12 protein-coding genes and 1 pseudogene are annotated in these 13,077 nt (G+C 73.0%); 8 read left to right on the top strand and 5 right to left on the bottom strand.

The annotated features are described in order from the left end of the window. Both AB0C36_RS29370 and AB0C36_RS29365 read left to right on the top strand, forming a co-directional pair. Positions 1-107: pseudogene (locus AB0C36_RS29370) on the top strand (IS5/IS1182 family transposase); the annotation flags it as partial. Between the two features lie 185 nt (positions 108-292). Then, positions 293-1,366, top strand: coding sequence for a lactonase family protein (locus tag AB0C36_RS29365; protein ID WP_358359756.1), 1,074 nt, complete (start codon positions 293-295; stop codon positions 1,364-1,366). A 94-nt stretch (positions 1,367-1,460) separates the two neighbouring features. On the opposite strand, the gene AB0C36_RS29360 is transcribed toward AB0C36_RS29365, so the two are convergent. Then, complete coding sequence (locus tag AB0C36_RS29360) at positions 1,461-2,426, bottom strand: ADP-ribosylation family protein (protein WP_358359753.1); 966 nt, start codon at positions 2,424-2,426, stop codon at positions 1,461-1,463. 230 nt (positions 2,427-2,656) lie between these two features. Between AB0C36_RS29360 and AB0C36_RS29355 the strand changes: the two genes are divergently transcribed. Beyond that, complete coding sequence (locus AB0C36_RS29355) at positions 2,657-3,271, top strand: suppressor of fused domain protein (protein ID WP_358359750.1); 615 nt, start codon at positions 2,657-2,659, stop codon at positions 3,269-3,271. A 60-nt stretch (positions 3,272-3,331) separates the two neighbouring features. Here the strand turns inward: AB0C36_RS29355 and AB0C36_RS29350 are convergent, their stop codons facing one another. Both AB0C36_RS29350 and AB0C36_RS29345 read right to left on the bottom strand, forming a co-directional pair. Next, on the bottom strand, positions 3,332-4,450 hold the full coding sequence (locus AB0C36_RS29350) for an alpha/beta hydrolase (RefSeq protein WP_358359747.1): 1,119 nt from the start codon (positions 4,448-4,450) through the stop codon (positions 3,332-3,334). 96 nt (positions 4,451-4,546) lie between these two features. Next, complete coding sequence (locus tag AB0C36_RS29345) at positions 4,547-5,242, bottom strand: ASCH domain-containing protein (RefSeq protein WP_358359745.1); 696 nt, start codon at positions 5,240-5,242, stop codon at positions 4,547-4,549. Between the two features lie 233 nt (positions 5,243-5,475). Here AB0C36_RS29345 and AB0C36_RS29340 point away from each other — a divergent pair, with 233 nt between their 5' ends. The 4 genes from AB0C36_RS29340 (at position 5,476) to AB0C36_RS29325 (ending at position 10,029) form a co-directional block, all read left to right on the top strand. Next, positions 5,476-6,594, top strand: a complete 1,119-nt coding sequence (locus AB0C36_RS29340) for a PP2C family protein-serine/threonine phosphatase (RefSeq protein ID WP_358359741.1) — start codon at positions 5,476-5,478, stop codon at positions 6,592-6,594. A gap of 281 nt (positions 6,595-6,875) precedes the next feature. Beyond that, positions 6,876-7,697, top strand: coding sequence for a SpoIIE family protein phosphatase (locus tag AB0C36_RS29335; protein ID WP_358359737.1), 822 nt, complete (start codon positions 6,876-6,878; stop codon positions 7,695-7,697). 61 nt (positions 7,698-7,758) lie between these two features. Then, the gene (locus AB0C36_RS29330; protein ID WP_358359734.1) at positions 7,759-8,694 is read left to right on the top strand and encodes a DUF4429 domain-containing protein; all 936 of its coding nucleotides are present in this window, start codon (positions 7,759-7,761) and stop codon (positions 8,692-8,694) included. Between the two features lie 141 nt (positions 8,695-8,835). Continuing rightward, complete coding sequence (locus AB0C36_RS29325; RefSeq protein ID WP_358359731.1) at positions 8,836-10,029, top strand: class I SAM-dependent methyltransferase; 1,194 nt, start codon at positions 8,836-8,838, stop codon at positions 10,027-10,029. A 128-nt stretch (positions 10,030-10,157) separates the two neighbouring features. On the opposite strand, the gene AB0C36_RS29320 is transcribed toward AB0C36_RS29325, so the two are convergent. Together AB0C36_RS29320 and AB0C36_RS29315 are read right to left on the bottom strand one after the other, a co-directional pair. Continuing rightward, complete coding sequence (locus AB0C36_RS29320) at positions 10,158-11,558, bottom strand: HAMP domain-containing sensor histidine kinase (protein ID WP_358359728.1); 1,401 nt, start codon at positions 11,556-11,558, stop codon at positions 10,158-10,160. After that, positions 11,555-12,211 carry a response regulator transcription factor gene (locus AB0C36_RS29315; protein WP_358359725.1) on the bottom strand — a complete coding sequence of 219 codons (657 nt, stop codon included), beginning with the start codon at positions 12,209-12,211 and terminating at the stop codon, positions 11,555-11,557. The genes AB0C36_RS29320 and AB0C36_RS29315 overlap by 4 nt, the downstream gene beginning before the upstream one ends. Before the next feature lie 284 nt (positions 12,212-12,495). On the opposite strand from AB0C36_RS29315, the gene AB0C36_RS29310 reads away from it, so the two are divergent. Next, complete coding sequence (locus tag AB0C36_RS29310) at positions 12,496-13,074, top strand: hypothetical protein (RefSeq protein WP_358359722.1); 579 nt, start codon at positions 12,496-12,498, stop codon at positions 13,072-13,074. The last annotated feature ends 3 nt before the right edge of the window (positions 13,075-13,077 follow it).

Here is a 13,077-nt window from a genome sequence, read left to right as displayed (position 1 = left end):
GCATGAAGACCTGGAAGATCCTCCGCGACTGCCGCCTCAAAGGCGACGGCGTCCACCAGGCCATGCTCGGCATCGCCCGCCTGCACAACCTCACCGTCGCCGGATGACCGGCGAATCAAGCCGCCACACTCCGACAACCGAGATCATTTACGGGACAACCCTTAGTGCGTAGGTCGTGCAGTTGCGTGTGGCCGCAGCCACCGCACATGAAATGTCCAGTTGGCGGGTACCCGCGCAACTCCACTTTCCGGCAATGCGGTTGGTGCCGCTTGTCCCCTGCTGGGAGCGTTCGATGACGGTGAGACTCGGGCTGGTCGGTTCGGTGACCGCCCTTTCGTTGCTGGGATTTCCGGCGTATGCCGGATCACCCTCCGGACCCGCGGCGGAAGTCGGTGACGTCGTCGTCGACCCCGCGCACAAGAAGGTCTACTACTCCTCCGGCGCATCCGCCAACCAGGTGGTTTCGATCGGCTTCGACGGCCGTGGGAAGAAGGTGCTGGACAACCAGTTCGGCGCCGCCGGGCTCGTGCTGAGCGCGGACGGCAAGACGCTGTACGCGGCCCTCGCCGCGGGCGACGCCATCTCCGCGATCGACACCGAGACACTGACCGAGCGGGCCCGGTACGCCTTGACCCCGCACAGCTGCCCGACCCACCTCGCGCGTACCGGCTCCGACGTGTGGTTCGGGTACGGATGCGACGCGTGGACCGGCGAGATCGGCAGGCTGGACACCTCGGTGGAGCCGGCCGTCCCGACGTACGCCCACCAGGCGCCCGAGCCGGGCGTCCCGGAGAAGGACCAACGCCGGTTCGAGCGCGCACCGTTGCTCGCCGAGGGCGGCGACGGGGCCGCGGTGCGCGTGGTGGCGGGCCAGCCGCACATCAGCCCGGTCAACGTGCGGGTCTACCGCATCGACGGCGGCAAACTCGTCGAAGAAGGCCGCCAGGACCGCGGCGGGAGCAACCTCACCGATCTGACCGTCGGCGCCGACGGCGCGCTGTTCTACACCGCCGCCGGGTCACAGGACCACGTGAGCGCCTACCGCGCGGACAAGGACATGGGCAGCGCGGGCGCGTGGCGGACCGGGCAGTCCCCCAACTCCGTGGCGGCGTCGCCCGACGGATCCTGGCTGGCGGCGGGGGTGCGCACGGCCGGCCCGGACGGCGCGTCGGTCTACGTCCACGCCCCGGACGCCTCCCGCGACCCGCGCACGTACCGCCTGCCGACCGGGCAGCGCCTCGTGGACCGCGGACTGGCCTGGTCGGAGGACGGCAAGGTGCTCGCCATCGTGGCCCGCCGGGGCCAGGAGCCCGCGCCCGTCGTGCACATCGTCGACCCGTCCCGCCCGCACCCGGATTTCGGCTAGTGCTGTGGCCGGGAAGGTTTGCCGGTTCCCGGTGTAGGTGCCGACTCCGGGCTGCCGCCCATCGCCCGGACGACCGGGTCGGGACCGGTGAGGGTCACAGCACCTGCACGCTCTTGATGCGGCGGTGCCGGTGGTGGGCGTCCGCGATCCCGGCGAGCGCGGGGCGGTCCAGGGCCTGATAGGCCGCGGCGAGGAGTTCGTGGGCGTACGCCTCCCGCACCTCGTCGAAGCCCGACGTCCAGTGCAGGTCCCGGCCGAGGGCCAGGGCTTCCGCCGGATCGCCGTCCGCGCAGCGGCGCCGGGCCTCCTCGACCGCGGCCGCCAGCTTTTCGGCGTCGTCCAGCGTCGGGAAGACCGCCCGGGCGAACGTGGCCGGATCGGTGCGGTTCTGCCCCGGTCGGCCGAGCACCGTCTCGCCGTCGGCCAGCGCACCGCCGCGGTCGAGGGTCGTGGCGCTGTCGTCGAAGATCGGCGGCCAGACGAACACGTGCTTCTTCAGGTACGCGACGCCGACCTTGGGGCGGTCGCCCGTCTCGAAGGCGGTCACCGCGTCGCGCAGCCCGGCCAGCCGTTGGAGGCGCTCGGCCAGTTCGTCCCCTTCGTAGTAGTCGTGCATGTCCCGGCACGACATTTCGACGCGGGCGCGCACCGCCTCCAAGGGCGTCGACGACGTCATGTCGAGTTCGCCGGCGTCGTTGTTGTAGTACGACGCCACACCCGAACAGGTCCGGCCGTCGGCGAACCACAGCCCGAAGTGCAGACCGTCCGAACCGCCGTGCATGAACGTCAGGAACTCGGGCGGGTCGCGGTAGAAGCGGCCGTGCGCGCGTACGTCGACATCGGCGTCGGAAGGTGCCGCACCAGGGTCCGCGAACAGGTCCGAGATCCCGAAGGGGCTGAGCTCCAGATCGGTGAGCACCCGTGCCTGGTCCGGGTCGAGCGAGGCGAGGAAGGAGTCGTACCGGAACAGGCATTCCGGCAGTTCGAGCCCCCAGTCGCGGTCGACCCGCTCCCGCACGGCGGCGTGCCGCTCCGCTGTTCCGGTCCGCTGCTCCGGCATGCCCCAACCCCTGCCTTGCGTGTCCGCGCCACGATCGACCTCTTCCGTCGGCCAGGCTACTGATCTCCCCTCGACGGCGTTCACGAGCCGGGAACCGCGAGGGAAGTCCCTTGCGGTTCAAGCCGTTCCGTGCGGCAGACGAGTGGCGGACCTAGGGTTGCCGGACGCCCACGGGGGACGCGGAGCGGGCGTGTTCGGCATGCGTGAAATCACACGGTAAGGGCTTGCACATGGATGAGGCAGCGGGCTGGGCGGCGATCGAGGCGGCCCTGGAACGCGCGTACGGGCACGTGCAGCCGTACGGCCACCTGGGCACCCAGGTGCCGTACTCGGTCGGCGGCCCCGACCCGCTCGACGGCATCTCCATATACCGCCGGACGGCACCGGTGCCGCACTGGCACCTGGTCGGCTTCGGCATGTCCGAGCTGTACTCCAAGGACAGCGACGATCCGGCGATCTCCGGCTACGGCTTCGAGTTCAGCGCGCGCGTCGCCGACCACGGCGACGACGAAGTCCCGATGTGGGCGGCGGTGCTGCTCCAGGTGCTGGCCAGGTACGTGGTCGGCAACCGGCCCTTCGCGCCCGGCCACACGATCCACGTCGCCCCCGGCACGTTCGGCGCCGGCACCGAGACGGAACTCGCGGCGCTCGCCTTCGCCGTGGACCCGGACCTGGGCGTCATCGACACGCCGCACGGCGCGGTGACGTTCCTCGAGGTCGCGGCGCTCACCGAGGACGAATACGCCGCGGCCAAGGGCGGTAACACGGCGACCGTGCTGGACCGGATCAGCGCGCGCTCCACCCGGCCGCTGGTGATCGACCGCACGCGCGGCTCCCTGCTCTGACCCGCCGCCCGCACCCGGTTCGTACGCAGGCACCCGTACGACGAACCCTGGCGGTCACCCCTAGACGGCGACCTCGGTGTCGTCCGCGGGGCCGGTTGCGGCCTGTCCGGCGGCCGGGGCGGTCGCGGCCATCGCGCGACGCACCTCGCGGGCGACCTCGGCGAGTGCGGCACGGCAGTGTCGCTCCACGCACGCGAAGCTCGCGAAGCCGTGGAAGAGCAGGTCGAAGCGGCGCAGTGTCACGTCGACGCCGGCCGTGCGCAGGCGCTCGGCGTAGGCCTCGCCCTCGTCGCGCAGCGGGTCGAGGCCGCCGGTGGCGATGTACGTGGGCGGCAGCCCGGCCACGTCGGGGTCGCGGATGACGGACAGGCGCGGGTCCTCGCCGTACGGCACGAGGGACGTTATGAGGCCTTCGGGTCCGGTCCAGGTCTCGGTGTCGATGACGAAGCCCTTGCCGTACGCGGTGCGGGACGCGTACTCGCCCAGCAGGTCGGTGGCCGGGTAGATGAGGAGAATCCAGGCGGGCGGTGCGCTCCCGGTGCGCAGCGCGTCGTGCGCGACCGCCGCGGCGAGGTTGCCGCCGGCGCTGTCGCCACCGACCGCGATGCGCCCCGGTGCCGCGCCGAAACGGGCGGGGTTGCCGGTCACGTGCCTGAAGACCGCGAGGGCGTCGTCGGACTGGGCGGGGAAGCCGTGTTCCGGGGCGAGGCGGTATTCGGCCGAAAGCACGCGGACGTTCGAACGGGCGGCCAGGAACCGGCAGACGGGCTCGTGGCTCTCCACGCCGCCGAGGATCCAGCCGCCGCCGTGGAAGAAGACGAGCAGCGGCCCGGGCTCCCGGCCGGCCGGCGGCTCGTAGAGGCGGGCTCGGAGCGGCCCTTCGGCGCCGGGCACGGTCAGGTCGGTGATCCACAGGTCGCGGCCCTCGTTCCCGGCCAGGATCGGGCCGCCGCGCTCGCTGTCGGTGCGCAGGCGGACCAGGTCGTGCAGGCCGGTGGGCATGCTGCGCTGTATCAGGCGCATGACCACGCGGCTGGAGACCGGGAGTTCGCGACCGTCGTCGGTGCGTACGGGCGGTCCGGCGAGCGGCCGGAGCAACGGCGCGGGCAGGCGCAGCGCACCGCGCATCATCGCCGACGCCGCGCGGGCTCCCCGCGCACCGAGTCGAGGCGCGACCAAGGCGGTTCCTCCCGGCGCCGTGGCCGGACACGTCGCCCGGCGAGGTGCCCGCACGTTATCCGACGCGGGGCGCGGAAGGGAGCACCGCCATACCCCTCACCGTGCGCGCGTCGCCGCCCGCGATGTCGCCGCTTTGCCGGTAGCTGCCTCGGACGCCGTCGCCTTGACTGCCGCCGGTTTGACCCGCGTCGCCTTGGACGCCGCTTTCGACGCCGTCGCCTTCGACGGGACCGCGTTGGAGGTCGCCGCCTTCAACACGGCCTTGCCGCGCGGCGACAGCCGATAGCCCGTCGGGAGGCTCTCCGTCAGCCCAAGTTCCTTGAGCCTGCGGACCGACGCCTTGAAGCTGCGCTTCTCCCGGCCGACCTGCTCCGCGAGGTCGAGGGCCCGTACGCCCGGCTGCGCGGCGATCATCGCCAGTGTGGGCACCGCCCATTCGCCCATCCGGGCGACGCGGTCGCGCAGGGCCTCGAGTTCGCGGCCCTTGGGCACGTCCTCGCGCAGCGCGATGCGCGGGTCCTCCCCCGCGAGCCGCAGCGTGATGCGGTAGAGCCTGCCCTCGCGGCCCTGTGCCGCGCGGCGCAGGGCGTCGAGTGACGCGAACCCGGCGCGGCGGGCGTCGTCGGGAGTGAGGTCGGCTGGGTCGGTCTCCTCGATGGCGTCGATCGCGAGGACGCCGACCTTGGTGCGCAGCGTCGTTCCGGCGTGCACGCGCTCGGTGTCCCAGGTGCGGAAGGCCAGGTCGATGTCGCCGCTTGCGATGCCGTCCAGGACGGCCCGTTTGAAGAGCACTGGTTCTGTTCCTTTCGTGCCCCGCGTCGACCCCCTCGCCGCCTCCAATCCTAGGTAATAGTGATCATGTCGCATGGCGAGGCAGCGGCATGTCGCATGGCGAGGCAGCGGGTGGGCGCGGCGTGTGCGGTGGGCGCGGGCGGCGAGCGCGCCGAATCCCCCGGACCGACGAACTGCCCCGGAGTCGGCCGTGTCGGCCGGGGCCCAAAGGGCGTCAAATGTAGTGTTTCCGGATGGCCACCCCCCGGCGCGACGAAGGCAGCGCGAGCGGGAAGCCGCTTGTGCAGATCGCCCGTTGGGCACCGGTTGCGCTCATCAGCATGGCGGTCGTCGTGGACGTGGTGACACCCGGGGCCCAGCGGTTCGACCGCTACCTGGCCGCCGCCCCGGCGCTCGCCGCCGCGACGTGGGGGGTGCGCGGCACGGTCACCATCGGAGCGTTCGCGTGTCTGCTCCAAATCCTGCTGGGCTACGACCGCGGCTCGCAGTACCACGCGCCGGCGGTGAACTCGATGGTGGTGATCGCGGTGGTCACGCTTGCGGCCGCGTACGCGAGCCACGTGCGCCAGCGGCAGGAGCGCGACCTCTCCGACGTGCGCGCGGTGGCCGAGACCGCGCAGAGCATGGTACTGCGCCCGCTGCCGCGCCACCTCGACGACGTCGACCTCGACGTCCTGTACGTCGCGGCCGCGGCACAGGCCCGCATCGGCGGCGACTTCTACGAGGCCCTGCGCACCGAGCACGGCGTACGCCTGGTGCTGGGCGACGTCCAGGGCAAGGGCCTCTCCGCGGTCGAGGTCGCGTCGGTGCTGCTGGGCTCCTTCCGGGAGGCCGCGTACGACGCCCCCGACCTCCCGACCCTGGTCGCGCGCATGGAACTGAGCATGGCCCGGTACACCGCGCAGCCGCCCGCCTCCGACGCCGCCGAGCGCTTCGCGACCACGCTGCTGATGGAGTTCCCCGAAGGCCGTCCGGTGGCCCGGGTGCTCAACCTCGGGCATCCCGCTCCCTTGCTCCTGCGCGGCCGGGCGGTCTCCGAGGTCGAGCCGGTCTCGCCCCTGCTCCCGGTCAACCTGTCCGGCCTGATGCCGGGCTCGGCGGCCGAGCCCGACGCGTACGCCGTCGAAACGGTGCCGTTCAGCCCCGGTGACCGGCTCCTCCTCTACACGGACGGCGTCAGCGAGACGCGCGGCGCGGACGGCTCCTTCTATCCCCTCGCCGACCGGGTACGCGACTGGACCGCCGAGCCTCCCGCCCGGCTGCTCGAACACCTCCGCAACGATCTCGCCGAGTTCGGCGCGAGCCCGGGGGACGACGACGTGGCCGCACTGGTCGTCCGCCGCCGCCCCTGAGAACGCCTGACCTCCCGGTCCGCGCATTGCACAGCCACATGCGCGTCGCCATCGGACGCCGCCGCGGGCCCTGCCGCGGGCGAGGCCGACCGGCCCCTCTCCGGTCGATCCGCAGCGTGGTGACGTGCGAGCGGATTGTTCGCTTATATAGCTTTTAGAAGTATTGGGAAGGCCTGCTGAACAGGGCGGATCACAGGAAGACCGCCCTGTCGCGTTGTGCCGGGAGTGCGACCGTCGCGCCCCGGCCAACGGTGTCAGCCGTTCGACGAAAGGTGCCGCCCATGCTCGCCCTGCTCGACGCCCCCGACCAGTTGCTCGGGACGGTCACGCCCGGCAGCGGACCGATCGGGACCACGACCGCCGAGACGGGCAGCCTGCGGCTGGCCGCGCGCATGCCTCCGCGCGAGGACCCCACGGCACCGCGCCTCGTCTACGGGGCGGCGGCGACCGCTTTCGGTACGCGCGTGCTGTTCGGCGACGTGGCCGCAGCCGGCGCCCGGGGGCTCGCCGTCGCGGCACGGCTGCTCGACGCGTTCCGGGCGGGCGCCGACCACGAACCGGATCTGGCGCGCGTCGTCTACCACATGGACCTGAGCCTGCGCGGCGAACGCAGCGGGGCCGAGGAACTGGCCCGCGTCGTGCTGCTGGAGCACCGCCCCGACGGGCTCGTGGCGGTGGTCAACCGGGGCGGGCCGGCTCCGGTGCACGTGAGCGGCGGCCTGGCCCGGGCGGTCGACGAGCCGCTCGGGCAGCCGCCGATCGGCGTGCTGAACCCCGAGTCGCTGCGGGTCCCGGCCCTGCCCGTGCCGACGTCGCCGGGCGACCGGTTCCTGCTGCGGACCGGGGCATCGGACGCGGCCTGGCCGGAGCGCGGCGGGGCGGTCGCGGGCGCGCTGGAAGGCGACTTCGCCCGCGCGCTCGACGGAGTCGGCCGGGCCGACGCCGACGTGGCGTCCGGGCCGACCGGGCCGCGCGCCGGGGCGTCGACATCGGGCGTGTGCCTGGTGGAGGTCGGCGACCCCGCCGACGCGACCGTGCCGACCGGCGAGGCGGAGGCGTACCGGCGCGCCAGGTTGCCCCGGAACCCGCTGCGCCGCGCCTGACCGCGGAGGCCCCGCGGCGAGGGCACCGGGCGGTGCCGGCGCTCGCCGTAGGATCGTCCGCGTGGCTGAGCTGAGGGCGAAGGACGGTACGTGGACGTTCGACGGGGAGACGGTGCGCATCGTCCCCGGCCGGGACCGGGGTGTGCACCGGTTGCGCCAGGTGGTGGGCGAGATCGCCGTACCGCTGGCGGCCGTTGCCGGGATCGCGTTCGAACCCGGGCGCAAGGGCGGGCGGTTGCGCATGCGGCTGCGTGAGGGCGCGGACCCGTTCCTCCAGGTGTGCGGCGGCCGGATCTCGGACGACGCGGACCCGTACCAGCTCGCCGTCGAGAACGACCGGGCCGGTGCCGCCGAGTACTTCGCCGACGAGGTACGCGACGCGCTGACCGTCGAATCCGTGCCCGACACTCCGCTCGACCGCTATCTCCTGCCTGCCGCGCAGGTGCCGCTGGGCGCGAACGGCCAGGACGGCAGCGTCGCGTTCGACGGCGACACGGTCCGACTGGAGTGGAACTGGATCGCCGAGGAGCGCAAGCGCGCCACCGGTACGCAGCGCATCCCGCTGTCCGAGATCGTGGCGGTGGAGTGGCACCCCGCAGTCGGCCTGGACTCGGGCCATCTGCGCTTCCGCGTCGCGAACCCGCCGCCGGGCAGCTCGCAGCCCAAGCACGACCCGACGTGCCTGCTGCTCTGGGGCACCAAGAAGGAGAGCGGCACCAGCGCCGTCCTGGCCGCCGCCGTCGTCGCCCGGCTGCCGCACCCGTACGCGGCCCCGACCCCGGCCCCGGCGCAGACCCCGGGCCAGACTGCGGTCCCGGGCCCGGTCGCCGCACCCCAGCTGGGATCGGGCGCGTCGTCCGCGTCCCCCGCGCAGGCCGACGCCGACCCGGACGTCGTCCTGCGCCGCCTGCGCGAACTGGGCGACCTGCACCGTGACGGCATCCTCGACGACGCCGAGTTCGCGGCGGCCAAGGCCGCGCTGCTGCGCCGCCTCTGATGTGGGGGAGGAGTCCCGGCCGCGCTCCCTCGACGCGCGCCCCCATACGCGCCGCCAAGTGCGCCGCCCGCGCCCCGACAACTGTGGCCGGTACGTGCCCGCCCGCTGGCTCGTGTCTCCCATAGCGGGTACAACTCCGGTGTGGAATCCGGTGAGGAGCACGACCCCGCACACGTACAGCCGCGCGACGACACCGCCGCGCGGCTGCGCCGAAGACTGCTCGACGGGTTGCGCTCCTCCGGACAACTGCGCTCCCCCGACGTCGAGCGCGCCATGGACGCCGTCCCCCGCGAGCTCTTCACTCCCCCGGGCACCGATCTGCGCGAGGCCTACGCCGATCGGGTGGTCGTCCTCGCCACGGATTCCACCGGGTCGCCGATCAGCACGGTCAGCCAGCCCGCGATAGTCGCCCTGATGCTCGAACAGCTCGACGTGCGGGCGGGCCACCGCATCCTCGAGATCGGCACCGGCAGCGGCTACAACACCGCGCTTTTGGCCGAACTCACCGGACCGCGCGGCAGCGTCACCAGCATCGAGGTCGACGACAGCCTGCTGGCGTCCGCCGCCGCCCGCCTGACGGACCTGGCGCCGGGCGAGGGTACGCCGCTGGACCTGCGCCGCGGAGACGGCTGGCTCGGCGTACCGGACACCGCGCCGTACGACCGCCTCGAATCGACCGTCGGCGTCGACGACCTGCCGCCCGCGTGGCGGACCCAACTTGCGGACGGCGGCGTGCTGGTCGCCCCCCTGTGGCTGCGGCCGGGCCTCGAACTGTCGCTGGCCATGCGCCGGGAGGGAGCGCTGCTGCACAGTACGTCGGTGGAGCAATGCGGGTTCCTGCAACTGCGCGGCCCCCACGCCGCCGATCCGCACAGCCGCGCGCTCGGTCAGGGGCTGGCCGTGATCGGCGAAGGGTTGTCCACGAAGCAGCTCGAGATGGTGCGCACTCTCACCGACACGGGCGGGACGGACCTGGGCGCGGCGCCGCGCTTGTCGGAGCGGCGCTGGTGGGGGCTCAGCCTCTCGGACCCGCGCACGCTGCTGATCACCGGACGGCACGGCGGCCACGTCGCGTGGGGGCTCTTCGACGCCGACGGTCCGGATGGTGCGGGGCTGGCGGTGGTCCACGACGGGCGCGTCATCGGGTACGGCGACGGCAACGCCGCCGACGTGCTGCGCCAGCGTGTCGAGGACGCTCCGCCGGTGGACCCCTCGCGCCTGACGGTGACCGCGTATCCGCCGGACGCCACCATCCCGGCGCCGCCGTCCCGGGGCTTCAGCTGGCGCATCACCCGGGAGCACCACCGCTACCGCGTGCACTGGCAGCCGGAGTAGCGCGCACAGGCCATTTTGCGGCCCACGGGTCGCCGGCTCGGGTACTCAGGCACTCAGGCACTCAGGCACTCAGGCACTCGGGCACTCGGGCACTCGGGCACTCGGGCACTCGGGCACTCGGGCAAGCGTCACGCCATGGGCAGGCGTACCGTCACCGCGAGGCCCCCTTCGGTACGCGCCTCGGCCGCGACGTTGCCGCCGTGTGAGTCGACGACCGCGCGCACGATCGACAGGCCCAGTCCGGTTCCGGCCTTCGTGCCCGCGAGGCGGGCGGCGGTGCCCCGGTGGAAGGGCTCGAACAGTTCCTCGACGTCGGCGGGATCGACACCAGGACCCGAGTTGACCACCCGGAGTTCGGCTTCCTCGCCGGCCCGTCCGGTGGTGACCTGGATGCGGCCTCGGCCCTGGCCGTCGCGCTTGTTGTGGCGTACGGCGTTCTGCACGAGGTTCGCCGCCACCTGTTCCAGCAGCACCGGGTCGCCGGAGGTGGGGGCGCGGCCGAGGTCGGTGGTGATGACGACGCCCGCCGCCGCGGCCTCGGCCCGGTACATGTCGACGGCCTCGCCCGCCAGCGACGCGAGGTCGGTCTCGGTGTATCTCTCGGGCCCCTGCTGGCCTTTCGCGAGCAGGAGGAGGCTGCCGACGAGGCGTTCGCTGCGGGCGGTCGCTCGCAGCGAACGCTCGATCGACGGCCGCAGATCGTCGGGTACGCGTCCCTCGGCCAACGGGATCTCCAGGGATGCGCGCTGGAGGGCGAGTGGGGTGCGCAGTTCGTGCGACGCGTTGGCGGCGAAGCGCCGGTTGGCGGCGAAGGCCCGGTCGAGGCGGCCGAGCATGGCGTCGAACGTGTCGGCGAGTTCCTTGATCTCGTCCTCGGGACCGTGGAGCGCCAGGCGGTCGTCGAGGTTGCGCTCGGAGATGCGGCGCGCGGCGGCGGTCACGGTGTGCAGGCGGATGAGCGAGCGTCCGGCCATCCACCAGCCCAGCGCGGCCGCGATCAGCACGAGCACGGCGAGCGCCAGGAGGGACTGGCCGACCAGGGCGTTGAGCACCAGGGTCTTGAAGCTGACGAAGCCGTCTTCGGCGGCCCGCCTCAGCGCGACCGTACTTGTCTTGCCCACGTCGACGTCCGCCCCGGGGATAGGCGAGGCGGGCACCACGCCCGGCGCCGCCGGGGACGCGGGCACGGCTTCGGCACCGGGCGGCACCACGGGTTGGAGGATGGTGTCTGCGGGGAACACGGCGTACGGCGCGGTCGTGACCGCCGCGCTCTTGTCCCCGAGGATGCGGTTCACCGCCAGGTACTGCACGAACAGGAGCACCGCGCCGCCCGCGAGGAAGACCAGGCTGTACATCATCGTCAGGCGCGTGCGGATGCGCAGGCCGCGGCCGGGGCCGTGGTCTTCCCACTCCTCCGGGCCGTCCACCGCCTCGTGGTGCGCTGCCTCGTCGTGCCCTGCCTCGTCGCCTGCCGTCTCGTCGTGTCCGGGGTCCCACGGCCGCGGGTCGTCGGCCTCGTGCCGCGTCACAGCCGGTATCCGATCCCGGGAACGGCCTCGATCAGCGGCGGCTCGCCGAGCTTGCGGCGCAGGCCGTGCATGGCGACCTTGACCACCGAGCTGCGCGGGTCGACGGCCTCCTCCCATGCCTCGTCGAGGAGTTCGGTGTGCGTCACCACACCGCCGTCGGCCGCCAGGAGCAGTTCCAGGATCATCATTTCCTTCGGGCTGAGCCGCAGCAGGCGGCCGTCGCGTTCGGCGAGGTGGCGCTGCCGGTCCAGGACGACGCCGTGGCGTTCGAGGACCGAGCCCACGGCCGGTCCGCCACCGCGCCGGGCGAGGGCGTGGACGCGGGCGACGAGTTCGGTGTACGCGAAGGGCTTGGCGAGGTAGTCGTCGGCGCCCAGGTTGAGCCCGCCGACGCGGTCCGCCACCGAACCGGATGCGGTGAGCATGAGGATGCGGGCGCCGTTCCGCGTCGCGACGAGGGTGCGGCAGACGGCGTCGCCGTGCAGGACCGGCAGGTCGCGGTCGAGGACCACCACGTCGTACGCCGACGCGGCGGCGCACTCCAGCGCCCGCGCGCCGTCCCGTGCGACGTCGACGGAGAAGCCCTGGCCCCGCAGCCCCTCGGCGAGCAGGTCGGCCATTTCTTCCTCGTCCTCGACGATGAGCACCTTCATCGCGTCCTCGACCTCTTCTCCGGCGTACTTCCGCTGTGCCGTTCTTCTGATTTTTGTTCCTTGTCTCCGCACATGACCGGGATCTTCATGATCCCAGCGGATCCCGGCGCGACGGCACCGCGACCCGCCCGGGCACCGGCCCCCGCGCGACGACCTGCCCAAGACTCCGGCGCGGCCGGTTAGGACGCGGTTAGCGGCGCGCGAACCTGCACCGAACCGCCGCCTGCCTAGAACTGGACGACGCCGGGCGGCAGCGGGCCGCCCCACCGCGAAGGGACCTTGTGATGCGGAACCTCCCCACGCTCCACCGCGGGCGCCTGCACCGGGCCGTGACCGGTACGGCAGCCGTCGCGTTCGCCTGCGTGCTCACCCTGTCCGCCTGCGCCAAGGACGGCGGCGGTTCCGACAAGGACGGCGACGTCGCGTCGCTGGGCGACAAGGACAAGAACGCCGGCGCGCCGCCCGAGGCCGCCGCGGGCGAGAAGGGCGACATGGTGAAGTACGCCCAGTGCATGCGCGACAACGGTGTCGACATGCCGGACCCGAACGCCGACGGCAGCATGATGGCCCAGGCGATACCGGCCGACGGCGGCCCCGAGGCGGCCAAGATGGAGACCGCCTCCAACGCGTGTCGCAAGTGGCTTCCCAACGGTGGTGAGATCACCGAGAAGCAGAAAGCCGAGATGCGTGAGTCCAACCTCAAGATGGCCCAGTGCCTGCGCGAGCACGGCCTCAACGTGCCCGACCCGGACCCGGACGGCCGCATGGCCCTCGACCTGGGCTCCGACCAGGCCAAGGCCGACGAGGCGATGAAGGCGTGCGGCCAAAAGGGCGGCATGGGCGCGATGACCGTGACCAAGTGACGG

This window comes from Streptodolium elevatio, from assembly GCF_040649515.1.
Taxonomy (GTDB): Bacteria; Actinomycetota; Actinomycetes; order Streptomycetales; family Streptomycetaceae; genus Yinghuangia; species Yinghuangia elevatio.
This window is presented reverse-complemented; position numbering and strand designations above follow the sequence as displayed.